The organism is Streptomyces cyaneus (assembly GCF_004028635.1).
Lineage (GTDB): Bacteria > Actinomycetota > Actinomycetes > Streptomycetales > Streptomycetaceae > Streptomyces > Streptomyces cyaneus.
Window position 1 is genome coordinate 88,521 of record NZ_RQJW01000019.1, and the last position, 19,749, is coordinate 108,269.

The following is a 19,749-nucleotide window of genomic DNA, read 5'->3' on the forward strand; positions in this document are numbered from 1 at the left end:
GACCTGCCAAGAATCGCGCATGCGGAAGGCCCGGTCAGCATCCTGCCGGGAGTTCACCCCTACGTGTGTTTCCCGTGCAGGTTTTCGAACCTCAGGGCACGCACGTTCTCCACAGTCACAGGCGCAACGCGCAAAGCGCAACGCGCAACAACCGAAGCTCAGCCCACGATCTTCCCGTTCAGGACGATCCGTCGAGGCGCCGCCAACACCCGTACGTCGGCCCGCGGGTCGGACTCGTACACGACCAGGTCCGCCGCCGCCCCCTCCTCCAGGCCGGGACGGCCGAGCCACGCCCTGGCAGCCCAGGTCGTCGCCGCGAGGGCTTCGACCGCGGGGATGCCTGCGGTGACCAGTTCCGCCACCTCGGCGGCCACCAGACCGTGGGGCAGGGTGCCGCCCGCGTCCGTGCCCACGAAGACGGGGATGCCGGCGTCGTAGGCGGAGCGGACCGTGTCGTAGCGGCGTTCGTGGAGTCGGCGCATATGGGCCGACCAGCGGGGGAACCTCGACTCGCCGCCGTCGGCCAGCTTCGGGAAGGTCGCGATGTTGACCAGGGTCGGCACGATCGCCACGCCGCGCGCGGCGAAGAGGGGGATCAGGTCCTCCGTCAGGCCGGTGGCGTGTTCGATGCAGTCGATGCCCGACTCGACGAGGTCCTGCAGCGAATCCTCCGAGAAGCAGTGCGCGGTCACCCGGGCGTCCAGGCGGTGGGCCTCGGCGATGGCCGCCTCCACCGCCTCCCGCGGCCAGGTCGGCGCGAGGTCCCCGAGGTCGCGGTCGATCCAGTCGCCGACCAGCTTGACCCAGCCGTCGCCGCGCCGGGCCTCCTGGGCGACGTAGGCGACCAGGTCCTCCGGTTCGATCTCATGGGCGTAGCCGCGGATGTAGCGGCGGGTGCGGGCGATGTGCCGGCCAGCCCTGATGATCTTCGGCAGGTCCTCGCGGTCGTCGACCCAGCGGGTGTCGGAGGGCGAGCCGGCGTCGCGGATCAGCAGGGTGCCCGCCTCGCGGTCGGTCAGCGCCTGCTTCTCCGCGATGTCGTCGTCGACCGGGCCGTGCGGGCCGAGGCCCACATGGCAGTGGGCGTCGACGAGGCCGGGCAGGGCCCAGCCCTCGACGGTAGGGATGTCGCGGGCGCCGACGGGACGGTCGTACGAGATCCGGCCGTCGACGACCCACAGTTCGTCCCGGACGTCTTCGGGCCCGACCAGGACCCGGCCCTTCACGTGCAGCGCACCCGCGCGATCGCTCATGTACTGCACCTTAATGACCGGACCCTGGTGACCGGCTAGTCGCCCTTGCCCACCTGGTCCGAGGTCTCCTCCTCCACCTCGGCCATCGCCGGGTCGAGGAGGCGGGAGAGGAAGTGGCGGGTGCGTTCGTGCTGCGGGCTGCCGATGACCTGGTCCGGGGTGCCGTCCTCGACGATCACTCCGCCGTCCATGAAGACGACGCGGTCGGCGACCTCGCGCGCGAAGGTCATCTCGTGGGTGACGACCATCATGGTCATGCCCTCGTTCGCGAGCATGCGCATGACGGCCAGTACGTCCCCCACCAGCTCGGGGTCCAGCGCGGAGGTCGGCTCGTCGAAGAGCATCACCTCGGGGCCCATGGCGAGGGCGCGGGCGATGGCGACACGCTGCTGCTGGCCGCCGGAGAGGGAGGCCGGGTATGCCGAGGCCTTCTCGGACAGGCCGACCCGCTCCAGGTTCTCGGCGGCGACCTTCGCGGCCGTCGCCTTGTCGCGCCTGAGGACCCGGCGCTGCGGCAGGCTGAGGTTCTCGGTCACCGTGAGGTGCGGGAACAGGTTGAACTGCTGGAAGACCATGCCGATACGGCGGCGTACGGCGTCGATGTCGACGTCCGGGTCGGTGAGCTCGGTGCCGCCGACGAAGACCTGGCCCTTGGTGGGCTCTTCGAGCAGGTTCACGCAGCGCAGCAGGGTCGACTTGCCCGAGCCGGACGGGCCGATCACGCACACGACCTCGCCCTGGTTGATCTCCAGGTCGATGCCGCGCAGCACCTCGTTGTCGCCGAAGGACTTGTACAGGCCGCGGACTTCGATCTCCGGTCGGGAGCCAAGGGTCTTCTCTGTCACTTCACGGCCTCCTGGGCCTTCGCCTCCATGCGGCGTACGACGAAGCCGAGCGGGATCGTGACCAGCAGATAGCACAGGCCCGCGACCAGGATCGGCGTGGAGTTGGCGGTCTGGCTGGCGAGGTCACGGCCGAACTTGGACAGCTCGCGCTCCTCCAGCGTCACACCGAGGAACAGCACCAGCGAGGAGTCCTTGAAGAGCAGGACGAGTTCGTTGGTCAGCGGCGGGAGGATGATCCGGAACGCCTGCGGGATGATGATCGAGATCATGGCGCGGGCGGGCGAGAAGCCGAGCGAACGCGCCGCCTCCATCTGTCCCTTGGGCACGGCCTGGATGCCCGCACGGATCGTCTCCGCCATGTACGCGGCGGCCACCAGGCCGAGCGCGAGGGCGACCTTGCCGTACGTACCGCCCGGGATCTCCGTGCCCGGGAAGGCCAGCGGCACGGCGACCCCGATGAAGATGAAGATCAGCAGGGCGGGCAGACCGCGGAAGATCTCGATGTAGACGCCGGCGAGCCAGCGGTACGGCCCCACGGACGACAGCCGCATCAGCGCGATCACCATGCCGAGGACCAGCCCGACGGCGAAGCCGGACACCGTGTACAGCACGGTGTTCTTCAGCGCGAGCGTGATGACCTCGGGGAACATCTGCTCCGCGATGTCCTCCTGCGCGAACTGGTTCGCCAGTCGGTCCCAGTCGGCCGCGACCGCGAAGGCGATCACGGCCGCGACGAAGACGACGTACTGGATGCCGCGCGACAGACTGCGCTTCTGACGCCGGGTCAGGCCCTTTTTCTTGGGCTGCTTCGGCTGGAGACGTACGTCGTTGCCGGTGGTGTCGGTCATGGGGTCAGGACGCGGCGGGCGAGGCGGAGGCGGCGGACTCGTCGTACGGGCCGATCCACTGCTCGTACAGCTTCTTGTACGTGCCGTCGGCCTTCGCGTCCTTGATCGCCTTGTTGATGGCCTCGCGGAGCTTGGTGTTGCCCTTCTTCACCGTGAAACCGTACTGCTCACCGGTGTTGATCTGCTCGGCGACCTCGAAGGCGGCCGCGTTGGCCTTGTCCTTCAGCCAGCCCTGGACGACCGGGTAGTCGATGACGACCGCCTGCACCTGGCCGGTGCGCAGGCCGTTGATGACGGCGTCGGAGGACTCGAAGGAGACGGGGTCCAGGCCCTTGCTCTTGGCGTAGTCCTCGCCGGTCGTCTGTGCCTGGGCGCCGACCTTCTTGCCCTTGAGGTCCGCGAAGGAGGAGATGCCGCTCTTCTTGTCGACGAGGACGGCCTGGGTGGCCTCGAAGTACGGGTCCGAGAAGTCGACGTTCTTCTTGCGCTCCTCGGTGATGGTCATGCCGGCGGCGGCGAGGTCGCACTGCCCGGCGTTGAGGGAGCCGCCGGTCTTGAAGTTCTCGAAGGGCTGGTCGACGATCGTCTGCTTCACGCCCAGGTCGTCCGCGACCAGGTCGATGAGGGAGACGTCGAAGCCCTGCACCTTGCCGTCGATCTCCGACTGGAACGGCGGATACGGCAGGTGGGTGCAGGTGGTGAGCCGGCCCGCCTTGACGACTTCGACACCGCCGGCCGCCGTCTTCGTACCGCTGCCGCCGTTGTCGTCGGAGGAGCAGCCGGCCACGAGCACCAGCCCGGCCGTCGCGGTGGTGGCGGCCAGAATGCGGGTCCGGCGCCCGAGGGTCGTCTTCACGGGGAGCCTCCTGTCAGGGAACTGTGGGTTCCGATTATAAGGAGAGGTTTGAGTTCCTCAAACCAAACCGATGGTTAAGGGGCCGTTCGACCTAAGAAGTCGGGTGCGGGGAGGCGGTTGGGAGGGGATGGGGAGGGACGGAAGTGGGCGGGAAGGGGGGCGAGAAGGGGTGTGGGGCGCCCGGTCACTGCCCAGTCACCGCCCGGTTTACGCTCGTCCTCGTCGATCCGGAGCGAAGAGAGCGAAGAGAGCCCGCCGTGACCCATCCCTTCCTGGACCTGACCCCGCTGAGCGCCGGCCGATTCGCCGCCATCGAGGACCGGGTGGCGCGGCTGCTCGGGACCGAGCAGGACGTCGTGATCATGCAGGGCGAGGCGCTGCTGCCGCTGGAAGGGGCGATCCGGGGGACGGCCGGGCCCGGCACGGTCGCGCTGAACGTGATCACCGGTCCGTACGGGCAGACCTTCGGGGACTGGCTGCGTGACTGCGGTGCGACCGTGATCGATCTGGCGGTGCCCTTCCATACGGCCGTCACGGCGGACCAGGTCCGGGAGGCCTTCGCCGAGCACCCGGAGATCGACTTCGTGTCCCTGGTGCATGCGGAGGCGGCGACCGGCAACACCAACCCCGTCGCGGAGATCGGTGAGGTCGTGCGGGCGCACGGGGCGCTGTTCTACCTGGACGCCGTGGCGTCGATCGGGGCCGAGCCGGTGCTGCCGGACGCATGGGGCGTGGACCTGTGCGTCATCGGGGCGCAGAAGGCGATGGGCGGGCCGGCCGGGGTTTCGGCGGTGTCGGTGAGCGAGCGGGCGTGGGTGCGGATGGCGGCGAACCCCAGGGCGCCGCGGCGGTCGTATCTGTCGCTGCTCGACTGGAAGGAGCGGTGGATCGACGGTGGGCGGAAGGCGCTGCTGCATGCGCCTGCGCAGCTGGAGATGCTGGCGCTCGAGGCTTGTGTGGAGCGGATCGAGGGGGACGGGCTGGATGCGGTGATGGCCCGGCACCGGGCCGCCGCGCTGTCGACTCGGGCCGGGGCGGTTGCGCTGGGTGGGGGCTTGGAGCCGTATGTGTACGACGCCGGGGAGGCCGCTCCTGTCGCTACGACGCTTCGGGCGCCGGCGGGGGTGGTGGCGTCGGAGGTGGTGGCTCGGGCGCTGGCGGGCGACCCTGCGTTGCCGCTGGCCGCGGGGGGTGGGGCGTTGGCCAAGGAGATGATTCGGGTCAATCACTACGGGGTGGATGCGGCGTCGGGTGCGGTGCGGGGGTGTGTGGCGGCGTTGGGGGCTGCGCTGGCGGAGAAGGGGCTGGGTGTGGATGTGGAGGGGGCGTTGCGGGTGGTGGAGGAAGCCTGGCGGTAGTCGGGGGCTGGGGCCTGGCTCCTTCGCCCCCGCCGCCCCTACCCGTCCCGTCCTTGAAGGGGCTCCGCCCCTTCGACCCCGCCAGGGGGCTTTGCCCCCTGGACCCCCGTCGGCCTGAACGGCCTCGTCCTCAAACGCCGGACGGGCTGAAATGCTTGGACCGGCGCTGGGAAGTGACCGCCGGACGGGCTGGATGATGCCGGCCGGCGCCGGGAAGTGACCGCCGCCGCAGTGAGGCCGCACCCCCGAGATTCGCCCCGCGCTGAAAGCCGTACCGCCGGTCCGTCCGCCGTGCCACGCTCCCGGCATGACCACCAACACCCCGGAACTCCTCCCCGACGGCCGCCCCCTCCCCCTCCTGACCGGCGACGAGCTCCCCATGCTCGAAAGCTGGCTCGCCTTCCATCGCGCCACCCTGGAGCTCAAGTGCTCGGGGCTGGACGACGTGCAGCTGCGGCTTGCCTCGGTCGAGTCGTCGGAGTTGACGTTGCTCGGGCTGGTGCAGCACCTCGCGGAGTGTGAGCGGAACTGGTTCCAGCGGGTGGTGGGTGGGCTCGACGTGCCGCCGGTGTACGGGGAGGGGAACGAGAGCGGGTACGCCCTCGATGCCGGGCGTGGGATCGGGGAGGCGCTCGCGGTGTGGCGGCGGGAGATCGCGCGGGGGCGGGAGGTGTGTGCCGGGCGGGCGCTGGAGAGTGTGGGGCGGATCGGGGACGGGCCGATGGCCGGGGTCGAGGTCAGTCTGCGGTGGGTGCTCATTCACATGATCGAGGAGTACGCACGGCACAACGGCCACGCCGACATTCTGCGGGAGCGCATCGACGGAGTTACCGGAGCCTGAATTCGGTGTAATTCTCGAATTCCTTTCCAGGGCAGCTTCCCATTCTCTTCTGCCCGCTTTCGCCGGACCTAAACGCAAAGATTCCGCGAACACCAACTGGAGGAATTCGGGCAGATCTCGTGGGAGTTACATGGCTGTGACGCGTTCCACATCGCGCCCCTTTTGTGCGGTATTAACCGGACAGAGCGGTGCGATCCACCCCTGATCCGCGCCACACCTCACGCCCGCGTGATAACACACCCGGACCTCACACGTAACCCCTCCCGGCCATGCAATTTCGAATTTCCCTCGGTAAATTCAATTCGCATGACTGCCGCACAAGCAGACCTGCAAATCGACCGTCCGGCGGTGGCCGACGGGGCCGCGCTGTGGCGGATTGCCCGGGACTCCAAGGCCCTCGACCTCAACTCGTCGTACAGCTATCTGCTGTGGTGCCGCGACTTCGCCGACACCTCGGCCGTCGCCCGCGACGAGCGCGGGGAGCCGGTCGGCTTCGTCACCGGGTACGTACGGCCGGATCGTCCGCAGACCCTGCTCGTCTGGCAGGTGGCCGTGGACGACACGCACCGCGGACGCGGGATCGCCGCCGCGCTGCTCGACGGGCTCGTCGCGCGAGCCGGTCGCGAGTACGGCGTCACGAGCGTCGAGACCACCATCACCCCGGGCAACACCGCCTCCGAGCGGCTGTTCGGCGCCTTCGCGGAGCGGCACGGTGCCGCCCTGGAGCGCGAGGTGCTGTTCGATGCCGGCCTGTTCCCCGACGGGCCGCACGACCCCGAAGTCCTCTACCGCATCGGTCCCCTCTCCCCCTGACGACCAGCTGACGACCAGCACGCACTCCCCCCACGCAAACGAGGAGCGATTCGTCGTGACCATCACCCAGCCCGACCTCAGCGTCTTCGAGACCCTGGAGTCCGAGGTACGCAGCTACTGCCGCGGCTGGCCCACCGTCTTCGACCGCGCGCGCGGCAGCCGCATGTACGACGAGGACGGCCACGAGTATCTGGACTTCTTCGCCGGGGCCGGCTCCCTGAACTACGGGCACAACAACCCCGTCCTGAAACGGGCGTTGATCGACTACCTGGAGCGGGACGGTGTCACGCACGGGCTCGACATGTCCACCAGCGCCAAGCGCGCCTTCCTGGAGTCCTTCCAGAACATCGTGCTGCGGCCGCGTGACCTGCCGTACAAGGTCATGTTCCCGGGGCCCACGGGTACGAACGCCGTCGAGTCGGCGCTGAAGCTGGCTCGGAAGGTGAAGGGGCGCGAGGCCATCGTGTCCTTCACCAATGCCTTCCACGGGATGTCCCTGGGGTCGCTCGCCGTCACCGGCAACGCCTTCAAGCGGGCCGGCGCCGGGATCCCGCTCGTGCACGGCACGCCGATGCCGTTCGACAACTACTTCGACGGCACGGTCGAGGACTTCCTCTGGTTCGAGCGCCTGCTCGAGGACCAGGGGTCCGGGCTCAACAAGCCCGCCGCCGTGATCGTGGAGACCGTGCAGGGCGAGGGCGGCATCAACGTCGCCCGCAAGGAGTGGCTGCGGGCGCTCGCCGAGCTGTGCGAGCGGCAGGACATGCTGCTCATCGTCGACGACATCCAGATGGGGTGCGGGCGGACCGGGGCCTTCTTCTCGTTCGAGGAGGCCGGGATCACGCCCGACATCGTCACCGTGTCCAAGTCCATCAGCGGCTACGGACTGCCCATGTCCCTGTGCCTGTTCAAGCCCGAGCTGGACATCTGGGAGCCGGGCGAGCACAACGGCACCTTCCGCGGCAACAACCCCGCCTTCGTCACGGCCACGGCCGCCCTGGAGACGTACTGGGCGGACGGGTCCGCGATGGAGAAGCAGACCCGTAAGCGCGGGGAGCAGATCGAGCAGGCGCTCATCTCCATCACCGAGGAGAACCTCGCCGATGTGAAGGAGTACCGCGGGCGCGGGCTCGTGTGGGGCCTGGAGTTCCACGACAAGGAGCGCGCCGGACGGGTCGCGCACCGAGCCTTCGAACTCGGGCTGCTCATCGAGACGTCGGGCCCCGAGAGCGAGGTCGTGAAGCTGCTTCCGGCGCTCACGATCACCCCGGAGGAGCTGGACGAGGGGCTCAGCGTCCTCGCCCGCTCCGTGCGGGAAACCATCTGAAACACCACCTAGGAGGCATCGCAGCACCGTGATCGTCCGTTCGTTCAAGGACATCGAAGGAACCGACCGCCATGTGAAATCGGCGTCCGGCACCTGGGAGAGCAAGCGCATCGTCCTCGCCAAGGAGAAGGTCGGCTTCTCCCTGCACGAGACGATCCTGTACGCGGGTACGGAGACGTCGATGTGGTACGCGAACCACATCGAGGCCGTCGTCTGCGTCGAGGGCGAGGCCGAGCTGACCGACCACGAGACCGGGCGGACGCACACCATCACGCCCGGGACCATGTACCTCCTGGACGGGCACGAGAGGCACACGCTGCGGATCAAGGAGGACTTCCGCTGCCTCTGCGTCTTCAACCCGCCCGTGACCGGCCGGGAGGACCACGACGAGAACGGCGTGTACCCGCTGCTCACCGAGCCCGAGGAGGTGTGAGAAACCCATGACCACCGCCATGACCGCAAACGTCACCGATCTCTACCCCAGCCGCGCCGCCACCGAGGTGTCGACGCCGCGCCAGGACCCCGTCGTCTGGGGCTCCCCCGACACGCCCGGCCCGATCGCGACGACCGACCTGCAGTCCTTCGAGCGCGACGGCTTCCTCGCCATCGACCAGCTCATCACCGAGGACGAGGTCGCGGTCTACGCACAGGAGTTGGAGCGGCTGGTCACCGACCCGGCGATCCGTGCGGACGAGCGCTCGATCATCGAGCCGAAGTCCAAGGAGATCCGGTCCGTCTTCGAAGTGCACAAGATCAGTGAGGTGTTCGCCTCTCTGGTGCGCGACGAGCGGGTCGTCGGCCGGGCCCGGCAGATCCTCGGCTCGGACGTGTACGTCCACCAGTCGCGGATCAACGTCAAGCCGGGCTTCGGGGCCAGTGGCTTCTACTGGCACTCCGACTTCGAGACCTGGCACGCCGAGGACGGCCTGCCCAACATGCGTACGGTGTCCGTCTCGATCGCGCTGACCGAGAACTACGACACCAACGGCGGGCTCATGATCATGCCGGGCTCGCACCGCACGTTCCTGGGCTGTGCGGGTGCCACGCCGAAGGACAACTACAAAAAGTCCCTGCAGATGCAGGACGCGGGCACGCCGTCCGACGAGGCGCTGACCAAGATGGCCTCCGAGTACGGCATCAAGCTCTTCACGGGCAAGGCCGGTTCGGCTACCTGGTTCGACTGCAACTGCATGCACGGCTCCGGCGACAACATCACGCCGTTCCCGCGCAGCAACGTGTTCATCGTGTTCAACAGCGTGGAGAACGCGGCCGTCGAGCCCTTCGCGGCTCCGATACGGCGGCCGGAGTTCATCGGCGCGAGGGACTTCACCCCCGTGAAGTGACGCTCACACGTGAAGTGATCCTCACAGCCACGCCAGCGACGCGGCCGTCTCCAGTACGTTCCGTACGGCGGCCGCGTCGCCCGTGGCACCCCTCGGCACCGCCTCCGGGGCGTATCGTCCGCCGACCAGCAGGCAGAAGTCGACCGGATCGACGGCGAGTTCGGCCCGCACGGGCTCGTCCGCCGACCCCAGCACCCACTCCTCGCCCCCGGTGACCGAGAAGAGCACCGGGGGCGCGGTGGTTCCCAGAGCCAGGCCGAGGACGCGTACGGCGAGGCGGATCAGCTGGTGAAGGTGCTCCTGGGGCGGGGGCGGGACGGCGATGCCGAGTGCGCGGCCGATGTCGTCGGTGTGGATCCACGTCTCGAAGCCGCGCACCAGGAAGTGGTCGGCGACGGGCAGCCGCAGCCCCATCAACGTCACGGCCCGGGCGGCCAGTTGGGCATCGCGGGCCTCCGGCGTGCCGAGCAGCTCGGCCGCCTGCGCGGACCAGTCGGCCACGGTCTCCTCGGGCGTACGGCCGTGCTCGTGCGCGATGACATCGGCGGTACGGCGGTTCCAGGCGTCCTCCCAGCGGGTGCCCTGCGCGATCCGCGAGGGCGGCACCCGGGCGCCGACGCCGAGCAGGGAGGCCAGGTGCTCGTCGGCGGCGAGGAGGTGGGCGACGGTGGCGTGCACGTCCCAGTCGTGCACGACCGGCGTGGTCCAGTGGCCTTCCAGCTCGGGGAGCAGTGCCTTCAGGCCGGCGACCGCGGCGGAGTAGGGAGCGACGTGCTCGGCGACGCGCGGGGCGGCGGAGCGGGCGCGCAGGGCGAGGGACAACAAGACCTCGTCCGGCGCCGCGGGAGCGTTCCGCGGCGGCCCCTCCAGCAGTCGTACCGTCTCCCGCAGCAGTTCCGCCTCCGCCGCGCAGCTCTCGCACTCGGCCAGGTGCGGCGGGACCGTCTTCTCGTCGGCCGGGTCGAGGGCGCCGAAGGCCCAGGCGGCAAGCAGCTCCCGTACCGCCTCGTGATCGTCGGTCACCGCGCGCCCACCTCCTGCCCGTGCCTGTCCCCGGTTCGTACCCCTCTCGCCATCATGCGCCTCTTTCGAGCGCCGGGTCCGGTGGGTCGGCCAAAGTCTCCGCCAAGGTACGCAGGGCGGTGCGCAGCCGGGTCTTGGCCGTGCCCTCGGGTATCCCCAGCTCCACGGCGGCCTGCCGGTAGGTGCGGCCCGCGACGTAGGCGAGGTGGACGACGACCTCGGCGGTGGCCGGGTTGCGGGTGCCCCTTGTAGCGCCCCACAACACCGGCCTGCCGCGCGCCCGCCGATCGGTGGGCGATTGCCATGGGGCGAACGGCCCCGCTGCCGGTCTGCTCCACCGGCACCACCACCGTTCCTGGGAACCGACCGGGAAAGCTCCGATCAGCCGCACGCCCCGAACGGTCTTGGGCGCACTGGTCATCCGCTTTCACATCCCGGGCGGCGACACGGATCACGTCCGTGGTCCGAGCCGGGCGGGCGGAGTCCCTCACGATCTGGCCATGTGGGTGCGGCCAGAGGCGACGGGGAGGCCCTGAACCATCTCGCTGGTGGAGCAGGGGCCCCGCACGCTGACGCCACACCCGGCGTCCCAGATTGCGCGACGACACTACCTCGGCCCTCTCAGCACAGCGCAAGCCCACGAGCCGACGATCACACGATCGTGGTAAGTCACCGCAGGTTCAGGCCGAGAGGACGTCCAGCAACCGGTCGACATCCGCGGGGGTGTTGTAGAGGTGGAAGGCCGCGCGCAGGTTGCCCGCGCGGTTGGCGACCTCGATTCCGGCCGCGCTCAGCTCGGGCTGGCGGTGGCCGAGTCCGGGCACGGAGACGATCGCCGAGCCGGGCGAGGGCACCGGTTCGTGGCCGAGGGTCGCAAGGCCCGCGCGGAAGCGGTCGGCGAGGTCGAGGTCATGGGCCTGGATGGCGGACACGCCGAGTTCCTCGATCAGCTCCAGGGACGTGCGCAGCCCGGCGTAGGTGAAGAGGCTGGGGCTGATGTCGAAGCGCCGAGCGGAGTGGGCGAGGTCCTCGACGGGGCCGTAGCAGCTGTCCCAGGGGGCCTCTCCGGCGACCCACCCGGCGAGCAGCGGCGTCAGCCCGCCGAAGTCCTCCGGGACGACGCAGAACGCGACGCCGTGCGGGCCCAGGAGCCACTTGAAGCCGACGGCGGCGACGAAATCGTACGCGCCGGCCTCCAGCGGCAGCCATCCGGCCGACTGGGAGGCGTCGACGTAGGTGCGCGCCCCCTGCGCCAGTGCCGCCGCGCGCACGGCGGGCAGGTCGGCGATCCGGCCGTCGGCGGACTGCGCGGCGCTGACCGCGACGAGTGCGGTGTCCGGGCGGACGGACTCGGCGAGGCGGTCCAACGGGACGGCGCGCACCTTGAGGTCGCCGCGCATGTGGAAGGGGTTCACGAGGGAGGCGAAGTCGGCCTCCGCGGTGAGGACTTCGGCACCTGCGGGGAGCGAGGCCGCGATCAGCCCGCCGTACTCGGCGACCGAGGCCCCGGTCGCGACCCGCTCGACCGGGACGCCGGCCAGCCGGGCGAAGGAGGCGCGCACGACCTCCACGTCCTCGTACAGAGGGCCGAGCGGCGTGCCCTCGGCCCGCATCCGCACGGCCCGGTGCAGGGCGGTGACGGTGCGGGCCGGCAGCAGGGCGCTGCTCGCGGTGTTGAGATAGACGTTCTTCGGTGCGAACTCGGCGCGGACCAGGCTCTCGAAGGTCTCCATGGCTCCACTGTGGGCCCTGAACACCTATCGGTCCATTGCGAATCTTTACGTGGTTTCGCTAAGGAACGCTTATAGATCGGCCCCGACCTGCGGGTTCGCTCAGCAGCTCAGTGCTGCGGCACCGCGCAGCCATCCGGACCGCACGCGTCCGCGTCGCCCTGCTCGATCAGCGTGAGCGGCGACCGCTCGCCCCACGCCTGCGTCAGCGCCTGCTGGAAGACCTCGGCGGGCTGGGCGCCGGAGACGCCGAACTTGCGGTCGAGGACGAAGAACGGCACGCCCGTGGCGCCGAGCTGGGCGGCCTCGCGCTCGTCGGCGCGCACGTCGTCGGCGTAGGCGTCCGGGTCGGCGAGGACCTTGCGCACGTCGTCGGCGTCGAGTCCGGCCGCGACGGCCAGCTCCACGAGCCGCTCGTCGCCCTCGGAGAAGACGGACCGCTCCTCGGCGAAGTTCGCCCGGTAGAGGATCTGGATCAGCTCGTCCTGCCTGCCGTGCTCCTTGGCGAGGTGCAGGAGGCGGTGCATGTCGAAGGTGTTGCCGTGGTCGCGGCCTTCGGTGCGGTAGTCGAGTCCCTCCGCGGCGGCCTGCGCGCCGAGGTTCTCCTCGCCGGCCTGGGCCTGGGCCGCGCTCATGCCGTACTTCCTGGTGAGCATGGTGATCACGGGCTGGATGTCGCCCTTGGCGCGCCCGGGGTCCAGCTCGAACGAGCGGTGCACCACCTCGACCTGGTCGCGGTGCGGGAAGGCCTCGAGCGCCTTCTCGAAGCGGGCCTTGCCCACGTAGCACCAGGGGCAGGCGATGTCGCTCCAGATCTCGACGCGCATGTGTGTGGCTCTCTCCAGTCGTACGGGTACGGGGACTCCTCCGGTTAGTGCGTGAACGTTCAATCAGCGGGGTTCATTCCCTGGGCACGGTGAAGCACAGGTTCAGGTGGTGGTCCCCGTCGGCGGGCGGGTTCTGCGGGTCCGGACGCCAGCCCCGGCCGGCGTAGAAGATCTGCGCACGCCGGTTGTCCACATGCACGTCGAGCACGGCCGTGCGCTTCCCGTCCGCCCGCCACTGCTCCACACAGGCGGCATGCAGGGCGGTACCGACGCCACGACCCCACCAGTCGGGGTCGACGTGGAACTGGAACAGCTTGACCGTGTCGGCAGGGGTGTCCTCCGGGGTGCGGAAGGAGGCGAGACCGACGATCCGGCTCTGCTCGACGACGCACAGCACATGCCCGTCGGGCCGCTCGATGGCGGTGCGCCAGGCGGCGGACCAGTCGGTGCCGTCGTCCGGGATCCCGTCCGGGTAGTACGTCGCGCGGGCGCGCGCGTGCAGGGCGGCGACCAGCTCCGTCTCGGCGGACAGGACGGTACGGATCACCTGGGTCGCGGTCACTCGGTCACCGATCATGCAACGGAGGACGTGGCCTCGGACGCCCCGGTTCCGAGCCGGCTGAACTGCGCCCGGTAGGCGCTCGGGGTCAGCCCCGTACGGCGGACCAGATGCCCCCGCAGTGAGTCGGCGGTGCCCAGGCCGCAGGCGTGGGCCACCTGGTCCATCGGCAGGGCGGTGGTCTCCAGCAGTTCCTTGGCGCGCTCGATGCGCTGGTGGAGCAGCCACTGCAGCGGGCTCACCCCGCTCTCGGCGTGGAAGCGGCGGGTGAGGGTGCGGACGCTGACGCCGGCGTGGCGGGCCAGGTCGGTGAGGGTGAGCGGCTTGTCGAGGTTGCGCATGGCCCAGCCGCGGGTGTCGGCGCAGGCCGTGCCGCGCTCGGGCGGCAGCGGGGTCTGGGTGAACTGGGTCTGGCCGCCGGGCCGTACGGGGGCGACGAGCGCCAGCCGGGCGACCTCGTTGGCGACGGCGGCGCCGTAGTCGGTACGGATGATGTGCAGACACAGGTCGATGCCGGCGGCGTAGCCGGAGGAGGTCACGTACGGTCCGTCCTGGACGTACAGCACATCGCCGCGCAGGTCGACGTGCGGGTACCGGCGGCGCAGTTCCTCGGCGTGCGCCCAGTACGTCGTGGCGCGGCGCCCGTGCAGCAGGCCCGCCTCGGCGAGTTGGAAGGCGCCGGTGCACAGGGACGCGATCCGCCTGCCGTCGGCGGCCGCCTCGCGGACGGCGGTGACGATCCGCGGCTCCGGCTCGAAGGGCTCCCCGGTCCCGGCGACGAGCACGGTGTCCGCCTCCCGTACGGCGTCGAGTCCGTGCCGCACATACAGGTCGAGGCCGCCGGTGGTGGGCACGGGTCCGGGATCGGCGGCACAGATGACCACCTCGTAACCCGGCCACCCCGCCACCTCGACCTTGCCGAACAGCATCTCCGGGATGGCGAGGTTGAACATCGAGACCGGCGAGGGCGCGACGACGGCGATCCGGTGCGGTGCGAACGGCGTGGGCATGGCCAGAACCTCCGGGTGCATGGCATTCCGGCCACTACTGTACGGCGGCGCGGATCCGCAGCATGGAGGGCATGTCAACGAACCAGACCCGCAAGGTCGACGAACTCGCCTCCACGAAGGGCGAGTCGGGGCCCAAGAGCTTCTCCTCCGCGCTGACCCTCACCGCCGGCCTCCTCGGCTTCGCGCTGGTCTGCCTCGACGCGTCCATCGTGAACGTGGCCCTGCCCGCGATCGGTTCATCCCTCGGTGGCGGGATGTCCGGCCTGCAGTGGGTCGTCGACGCCTACACCCTGGCCTTCGCCGCGCTGATGCTGTCCACCGGGGCCTTCTCGGACCGGGTGGGGGCGAGCCGGGCGTTCGCGCTCGGCACCACCGTCTTCACGCTCGCCTCGGCGGCATGCGGCCTGGCGCCGAACCTGCCCGCCCTGATCGGCGCGCGGGTGGTGCAGGGCGTCGCGGCGGCCGTGGTGCTGCCGGCCTCGCTGGCGCTGGTGCGGCAGGCGTACGCCGATCCGGCGCGGCGGGCCCGGGCGGTGGCCGCGTGGGCGGCGGGCGGTTCGGTGGCGGTGGCGCTGGGTCCGGTGGCGGGCGGCATGCTGACGACGGCCTGGGACTGGCGCGGGATCTTCTTCGTCAACCTCCCCGTCGGGGCGCTGATCCTCGCGCTGCTGATCCGCGCCCCGCGCTCGGAGCGCCGCCCGGCACCGCTGGACCTGCCCGGTCAGGTGACGGCGGTGGTGGCTCTGACGGCGCTGACGTTCGCGGTGATCGAGGGCGGGACGGCGGGGTGGGCGGCGCTGGCGGTGGCCGTCGTGGCCGCGGTCGCGTTCCTCAGGATCGAGGCACGGCAGCCGCACCCGGTCGTCCCCCTCGCCCTCTTCCGCAACCGGACCGTGGCGGTGACGGTCGCCGCGGGAGCGGCGGTCAGCGTGGCCTTCTACAGCCTGGTGTTCGTCTTCTCGCTCTTCTTCCAGCAGGTGCAGGGCCGTTCCGCGCTGCAGGCCGGGCTGATGTTCCTGCCGATGACGGGCCTGATCGCGGTGACGAACGTGGCGGCGGGCAAGCTCGCGGGCCGCTACGGCGCCCGGTTGCCCATGGTGGTCGGGCAGGGCCTGGCCGTCGTAGGACTGCTCTTGATCCTGTACGTCGACTCCAGGACGTCTCCCGTCCTGGTGGCCCTGCTCCTCGTCCCCATGGCGTTGGGCTGCGCGCTGACGGTGCCGCCGCTGACCGCGGCGATGCTGGACGCCGTGCCCGCCGAACGGGCGGGTCTGGCGGCCGGCGTCCTCAACTCGGCGCGGCAGATGGCCGGGGCGCTGGGCATCGCCGCGTTCGGGGCGTTGATCTCCGACGGCTTCGTGGCGGGGATGCGGCTGAGCCTGGTGATCAGCGCGGCCCTGCTGGCGGTGACGGGCCTGCTCAGCTTCCGTCTCGCAGGTCCTTCGGCCAGTTCGGCCTGAACTCGAGGTGGTCGTACGTCACGACACACCCCTCCCCCATCGGCGACTGCGTCATGAAGCCGACCAGGGCGGCGTCCGTCTCCTTCTCGTCCCCCAGCGTGAAGAGCCGGACGAAGGTCCAGCGCTCGCCGTCCCGGGAGGCGTGGAAGGCGAAGGCCCGCTCGGTCCGGCTCACCCGCAGCCAGACCGAACTCCCCTCCACGGTGAAGGAGTTGGCGTCGTCGGAGTGCCCCCGAGTGACCACCGTGCACACGGTGGGCACGTCCGGGGAGTACTCCAGACACAGCTTGGCCCAGGCCCGCTCCCCGACATGGACGTAGAGCACCCCGGCATCGAAGGCGGCGGCGAACCCGACGGTGACGCGGGCGATCAGCTGGAAGTCACCCTCGGGCGCACCCAGAAGCCGCGGCGCGTCGGAGGCGGGGTCCAGCGCCTCCCCGGTGGGCGGCACGAACCGGTCCTGCCGGGGCCCGGCCCACCCGGAGAGCATGCCGTCCTCGTAGGCCCAGTGACCGTCGGGTCCATAGGTACGGAGCGGGAAAGGCAGTTCGGGAAGTTCCACGTCCATCGCCTCAGTGTCTCAGGTGCAGTGTGCCAACCAGGGGCGCGGGGAACTGCGCGACAAGCCACGACGAACCCGCAGCCCGAAGACTCCCCGCACCCCTACGGCGCTATCGCTCCAAACGCCCGTTGAACCTGCGAGGCAGTCCCAGCGGATTGTCGTCGCGGAGCTCCTTGGGCAGCAGCGCCTCAGGGGCACCCTGATACGCGACCGGCCGCATCCACCGCTCGATGGCCGTACCGCCCACCGACGTGGACGTCGAGGTCGTAGCCGGGTACGGACCGCCGTGGTGCTGGGCCGCCGCGACGGCGACACCCGTCGGCCACCCGTTCACCAGCACACGCCCGGCCAGCGGCGTCAGCTCCGCGAGGATCTCCGCGCCCCGGCCCTCACCCGCCGCCTCCTCGGCCGACAGATGAACCGTTGCCGTGAGGTTGCCCGGCAGACGGGACAGCACGGCCTGCGCCTGCGCGTCGTCGTCGTAGCGGGCCACCACCGTCACCGGGCCGAAGCACTCCTCCAGGAGCAGGTCGTACGCCCCCTCGCTGGTCAGCTTCTCGGCCGCGACCGTCAGGAAGCCCGCACTGACCGTGTGCTCACCACCCGCACCCGGCGTCACCGGCGACTCCACGTCCGCGAGCTCCGCACGCTCGGCAACCCCGGCGATGAAGTTGTCCCGCATGCGGTGGTCGAGCAGGACACCGGCGTCGGTGTCGCTGACGGCGTCCGTGAGCGACTTGACCAGGCCGTCGCCCGCGGCGCCGGACGGCACCAGCACAAGGCCCGGCTTCACACAGAACTGCCCGACGCCCAGCGTCATCGAGCCCGCGAGCCCCGTTCCGATGGCCTCCGCGCGCTCGGCGGCCGCGGCCTCGGTGATCACGACGGGGTTCAGCGAGCCCAGCTCGCCGTGGAAGGGGATCGGCACCGGCCGCGCGGCCGCCGCGTCGAAGAGGGCGCGGCCACCCCGGATCGAACCGGTGAAGCCGGCCGCGGTGACCAGCGGGTGCTTGATCAGCTCGATGCCCGCCTCGAAGCCGTGCACGAGGCCGATGACACCCTCGGGGATGCCGTGCTCGGCGGCGGCCCGCCGCAGGACGGCCGCGACCAGCTCGGACAGCGCCGGGTGGTCGGGGTGGGCCTTGACGACGACCGGGCAGCCCGCGCCCAGCGCGCTCGCGGTGTCGCCGCCGGCGACGGAGAAGGCGAAGGGGAAGTTCGAGGCCGAGTAGACGGCGACGACGCCGAGGGGCACCTTGTAGCGGCGCAGGTCCGGGATCGGCGGGGTCGCGGTGTCGTCGGGGTGGTTGATGACGACGTCGAGGAAGGCGCCCTCGTCGACGATGTCGGCGAAGGCCCGCAGCTGGTAGCAGGTGCGGGCGAGTTCGCCGGTGAGGCGGACGGGGCCGAGCGCGGTCTCGGCGTCGGCGGCCTCGACGAGCTGGTCCTTGGCCGCCTGGAGCCGGTCGGCGGCGGTGCGCAGGAAGGCCGCGCGGACCGTGCGGTCGGCGAGGGCGCCGCGCACGTCGTGCGCGGCGCGGACGGCGGTGTCCACCTCCTGGGCTGTGGCCTCCACCGCAACCTGTTCACGCTGCTTCCCGGTTCGGGGGTCGACACTCCAGACTGGTGCTGCTGCCACCGCGGGTCCCTCCACACATGTATTGCCGCAGTACGGGGTCATCCACCAGGGTCGTTCGATATACTGAACGCTGTCTCTGATGATGAATATGCTGTGGAGACTATTTCCCGTCGAACGAAGGGGTCAAGGGCGATGTCGGCTGGCGAGACGGGCGGCGGGGCGCAGGTCAAGTCCGCTGTACGGACGGTTGAACTGCTCGAATACTTCGCCGGACGCCCCGGCATGCACTCCCTCGCGTCGGTCCAGGAGGCCGTCGGATACCCCAAGTCCAGCCTCTACATGTTGCTGCGCACGCTCGTCGAGCTGGGCTGGGTGGAGACGGACGCGACGGGCACGCGGTACGGCATCGGCGTACGGGCACTGCTGGTCGGCACCTCCTACATCGACGGCGACGAGGTCGTGGCGGCGGCCCGTCCGACGCTGGACCGCCTGTCGGACGACACGACCGAGACGATCCACCTGGCCCGTCTGGACGGCACGAACGTCGTCTACCTGGCCACCCGCCAGTCCCAGCACTATCTGCGCCCCTTCACCCGGGTCGGACGCCGGCTCCCGGCCCACTCCACGTCCCTCGGCAAGGCGCTGCTGAGCACCTACACGGACGAGCAGGTCCGCAAGATGCTCCCGGAGACGCTCCCCGCGCTGACCGAGAACACCATCACCGACCGCGAGAAGCTCATCGAGGAGCTCCACCAGGTCCGCGAGCAGGGCTTCGCCGTGGACCGCGAGGAGAACACCCTCGGTCTGCGCTGCTTCGGGGTGGCGATCCCGTATCGCACCCCGGCCCGCGACGCGATCAGCTGCTCGGTGCCGGTGGCCCGGCTGACGCCCGCGCACGAGCAGATGGTGAAGGACGCACTGTTCGACGCGCGGGACAGACTGACCCTGGCCACTCGTAGGCTCTGACACCATGGGTTCGTAGGCTCTGACTCCATGGATGTGGAACTCCGCGAGGTGCACGACAGTGACTTGCCGGTCTTCTACCGGCAGTTGAACGACCCGGAGGCCCTGCACATGGCGGCCTTCACCCCCAAGGACCCGGCCGACCGGGACGCCTTCGACGCGCACTGGAAACGGATCCGGTCCTCGGGCGACGTCCTGCGCACGATCCTGGCCGACGGTGACGTGGTGGGCAGCACGGCGGTGTACGGGGAGCCGGGCGAACGCGAGGTGACGTACTGGGTGGACCGGGCGTACTGGGGACGGGGCATCGCCACGGCCGCGCTGCGCGGGCTGCTCACCGAGGTCCCCGAACGCCCGCTGTACGCCCGGGCGGCGGCGGACAACGAGGGCTCGCTGCGGGTGTTGCACAAGTGCGGGTTCCGGGTGACCGCGCGGGCGAGGGGGTTCGCGAACGCGCGGGGCGAGGAGATCGACGAGTTCGTGCTGCATCTGGAGGGGTGACCTGAGGAGTGAGGGCCCCTCCCCCGTCCGGCGGAGACGGATCGTCGGCGC

Annotated in this window: 20 protein-coding genes and 1 pseudogene; 9 read left to right on the plus strand and 12 right to left on the minus strand. The window is 70.5% G+C overall.

All coding sequences use genetic code 11. The features are described 5' to 3' along the window. Positions 1 to 158 precede the first annotated feature (158 nt). From EHO50_RS39305 to EHO50_RS39320, 4 genes are read right to left on the minus strand one after another with little or no spacing between them, the layout of a single operon-like run. Positions 159 to 1,253 carry an amidohydrolase family protein gene (locus tag EHO50_RS39305; RefSeq protein WP_128436638.1) on the minus strand — a complete coding sequence of 365 codons (1,095 nt, stop codon included), beginning with the start codon at positions 1,251 to 1,253 and terminating at the stop codon, positions 159 to 161. Positions 1,254 to 1,288: 35 nt separating this feature from the next. After that, positions 1,289 to 2,098 (minus strand): amino acid ABC transporter ATP-binding protein, encoded by an 810-nt coding sequence (locus EHO50_RS39310; RefSeq protein ID WP_128436639.1) that lies wholly within the window; start codon positions 2,096 to 2,098, stop codon positions 1,289 to 1,291. Continuing rightward, positions 2,095 to 2,946: an amino acid ABC transporter permease gene (locus EHO50_RS39315; protein ID WP_128436640.1), complete on the minus strand. Its 852-nt coding sequence runs from the start codon at positions 2,944 to 2,946 to the stop codon at positions 2,095 to 2,097. The genes EHO50_RS39310 and EHO50_RS39315 overlap by 4 nt, the downstream gene beginning before the upstream one ends. Positions 2,947 to 2,950: 4 nt before the next feature. Continuing rightward, on the minus strand, positions 2,951 to 3,802 hold the full coding sequence (locus tag EHO50_RS39320; protein ID WP_128436641.1) for a transporter substrate-binding domain-containing protein: 852 nt from the start codon (positions 3,800 to 3,802) through the stop codon (positions 2,951 to 2,953). A gap of 257 nt (positions 3,803 to 4,059) precedes the next feature. On the opposite strand from EHO50_RS39320, the gene EHO50_RS39325 reads away from it, so the two are divergent. From EHO50_RS39325 to thpD, 6 genes are all read left to right on the plus strand, one after another. Beyond that, positions 4,060 to 5,160, plus strand: a complete 1,101-nt coding sequence (locus tag EHO50_RS39325; RefSeq protein ID WP_128436642.1) for a pyridoxal-phosphate-dependent aminotransferase family protein — start codon at positions 4,060 to 4,062, stop codon at positions 5,158 to 5,160. A 307-nt stretch (positions 5,161 to 5,467) separates the two neighbouring features. Further along, positions 5,468 to 6,001: a DinB family protein gene (locus tag EHO50_RS39330; RefSeq protein WP_128436643.1), complete on the plus strand. Its 534-nt coding sequence runs from the start codon at positions 5,468 to 5,470 to the stop codon at positions 5,999 to 6,001. A 306-nt stretch (positions 6,002 to 6,307) separates the two neighbouring features. Beyond that, the gene (ectA, locus tag EHO50_RS39335; RefSeq protein WP_128436644.1) at positions 6,308 to 6,814 is read left to right on the plus strand and encodes a diaminobutyrate acetyltransferase; all 507 of its coding nucleotides are present in this window, start codon (positions 6,308 to 6,310) and stop codon (positions 6,812 to 6,814) included. Between the two features lie 55 nt (positions 6,815 to 6,869). Continuing rightward, complete coding sequence (ectB, locus tag EHO50_RS39340) at positions 6,870 to 8,141, plus strand: diaminobutyrate--2-oxoglutarate transaminase (protein ID WP_128436645.1); 1,272 nt, start codon at positions 6,870 to 6,872, stop codon at positions 8,139 to 8,141. Between the two features lie 28 nt (positions 8,142 to 8,169). Then, positions 8,170 to 8,574 carry an ectoine synthase gene (locus tag EHO50_RS39345; RefSeq protein WP_128436646.1) on the plus strand — a complete coding sequence of 135 codons (405 nt, stop codon included), beginning with the start codon at positions 8,170 to 8,172 and terminating at the stop codon, positions 8,572 to 8,574. A gap of 7 nt (positions 8,575 to 8,581) precedes the next feature. Then, the gene (gene thpD / locus EHO50_RS39350) at positions 8,582 to 9,484 is read left to right on the plus strand and encodes an ectoine hydroxylase (RefSeq protein WP_128436647.1); all 903 of its coding nucleotides are present in this window, start codon (positions 8,582 to 8,584) and stop codon (positions 9,482 to 9,484) included. 21 nt (positions 9,485 to 9,505) lie between these two features. Here the strand turns inward: thpD and EHO50_RS39355 are convergent, their stop codons facing one another. The 6 genes and pseudogenes from EHO50_RS39355 to EHO50_RS39380 form a co-directional block, all read right to left on the minus strand. Continuing rightward, positions 9,506 to 10,507, minus strand: coding sequence for a maleylpyruvate isomerase family mycothiol-dependent enzyme (locus EHO50_RS39355; protein ID WP_128436648.1), 1,002 nt, complete (start codon positions 10,505 to 10,507; stop codon positions 9,506 to 9,508). A 52-nt stretch (positions 10,508 to 10,559) separates the two neighbouring features. Beyond that, positions 10,560 to 10,724: pseudogene (locus EHO50_RS39360) on the minus strand (RNA polymerase sigma factor); the annotation flags it as partial. Positions 10,725 to 11,187: 463 nt separating this feature from the next. After that, the gene (locus EHO50_RS39365; RefSeq protein WP_128436649.1) at positions 11,188 to 12,240 is read right to left on the minus strand and encodes an aminotransferase class V-fold PLP-dependent enzyme; all 1,053 of its coding nucleotides are present in this window, start codon (positions 12,238 to 12,240) and stop codon (positions 11,188 to 11,190) included. 107 nt (positions 12,241 to 12,347) lie between these two features. After that, complete coding sequence (locus EHO50_RS39370) at positions 12,348 to 13,064, minus strand: DsbA family oxidoreductase (protein WP_128436650.1); 717 nt, start codon at positions 13,062 to 13,064, stop codon at positions 12,348 to 12,350. A gap of 73 nt (positions 13,065 to 13,137) precedes the next feature. After that, positions 13,138 to 13,641: a GNAT family N-acetyltransferase gene (locus EHO50_RS39375; RefSeq protein WP_181449781.1), complete on the minus strand. Its 504-nt coding sequence runs from the start codon at positions 13,639 to 13,641 to the stop codon at positions 13,138 to 13,140. After that, positions 13,638 to 14,633, minus strand: a complete 996-nt coding sequence (locus tag EHO50_RS39380; RefSeq protein ID WP_246101817.1) for a GlxA family transcriptional regulator — start codon at positions 14,631 to 14,633, stop codon at positions 13,638 to 13,640. The genes EHO50_RS39375 and EHO50_RS39380 overlap by 4 nt, the downstream gene beginning before the upstream one ends. 71 nt (positions 14,634 to 14,704) lie before the next feature. Between EHO50_RS39380 and EHO50_RS39385 the strand changes: the two genes are divergently transcribed. Beyond that, on the plus strand, positions 14,705 to 16,093 hold the full coding sequence (locus EHO50_RS39385; RefSeq protein WP_128436652.1) for an MFS transporter: 1,389 nt from the start codon (positions 14,705 to 14,707) through the stop codon (positions 16,091 to 16,093). On the opposite strand, the gene EHO50_RS39390 is transcribed toward EHO50_RS39385, so the two are convergent. Beyond that, positions 16,053 to 16,661 carry a DUF1349 domain-containing protein gene (locus tag EHO50_RS39390; RefSeq protein ID WP_128436653.1) on the minus strand — a complete coding sequence of 203 codons (609 nt, stop codon included), beginning with the start codon at positions 16,659 to 16,661 and terminating at the stop codon, positions 16,053 to 16,055. The two genes, EHO50_RS39385 and EHO50_RS39390, sit on opposite strands and share 41 nt — an antisense overlap. A 103-nt stretch (positions 16,662 to 16,764) precedes the next feature. Then, positions 16,765 to 18,294: an aldehyde dehydrogenase (NADP(+)) gene (locus EHO50_RS39395; protein WP_128436654.1), complete on the minus strand. Its 1,530-nt coding sequence runs from the start codon at positions 18,292 to 18,294 to the stop codon at positions 16,765 to 16,767. Between the two features lie 132 nt (positions 18,295 to 18,426). On the opposite strand from EHO50_RS39395, the gene EHO50_RS39400 reads away from it, so the two are divergent. Beyond that, complete coding sequence (locus tag EHO50_RS39400) at positions 18,427 to 19,200, plus strand: IclR family transcriptional regulator (RefSeq protein ID WP_004002235.1); 774 nt, start codon at positions 18,427 to 18,429, stop codon at positions 19,198 to 19,200. 27 nt (positions 19,201 to 19,227) lie between these two features. Further along, positions 19,228 to 19,698, plus strand: coding sequence for a GNAT family N-acetyltransferase (locus EHO50_RS39405; protein WP_128436655.1), 471 nt, complete (start codon positions 19,228 to 19,230; stop codon positions 19,696 to 19,698). Positions 19,699 to 19,749: the final 51 nt, after the last annotated feature.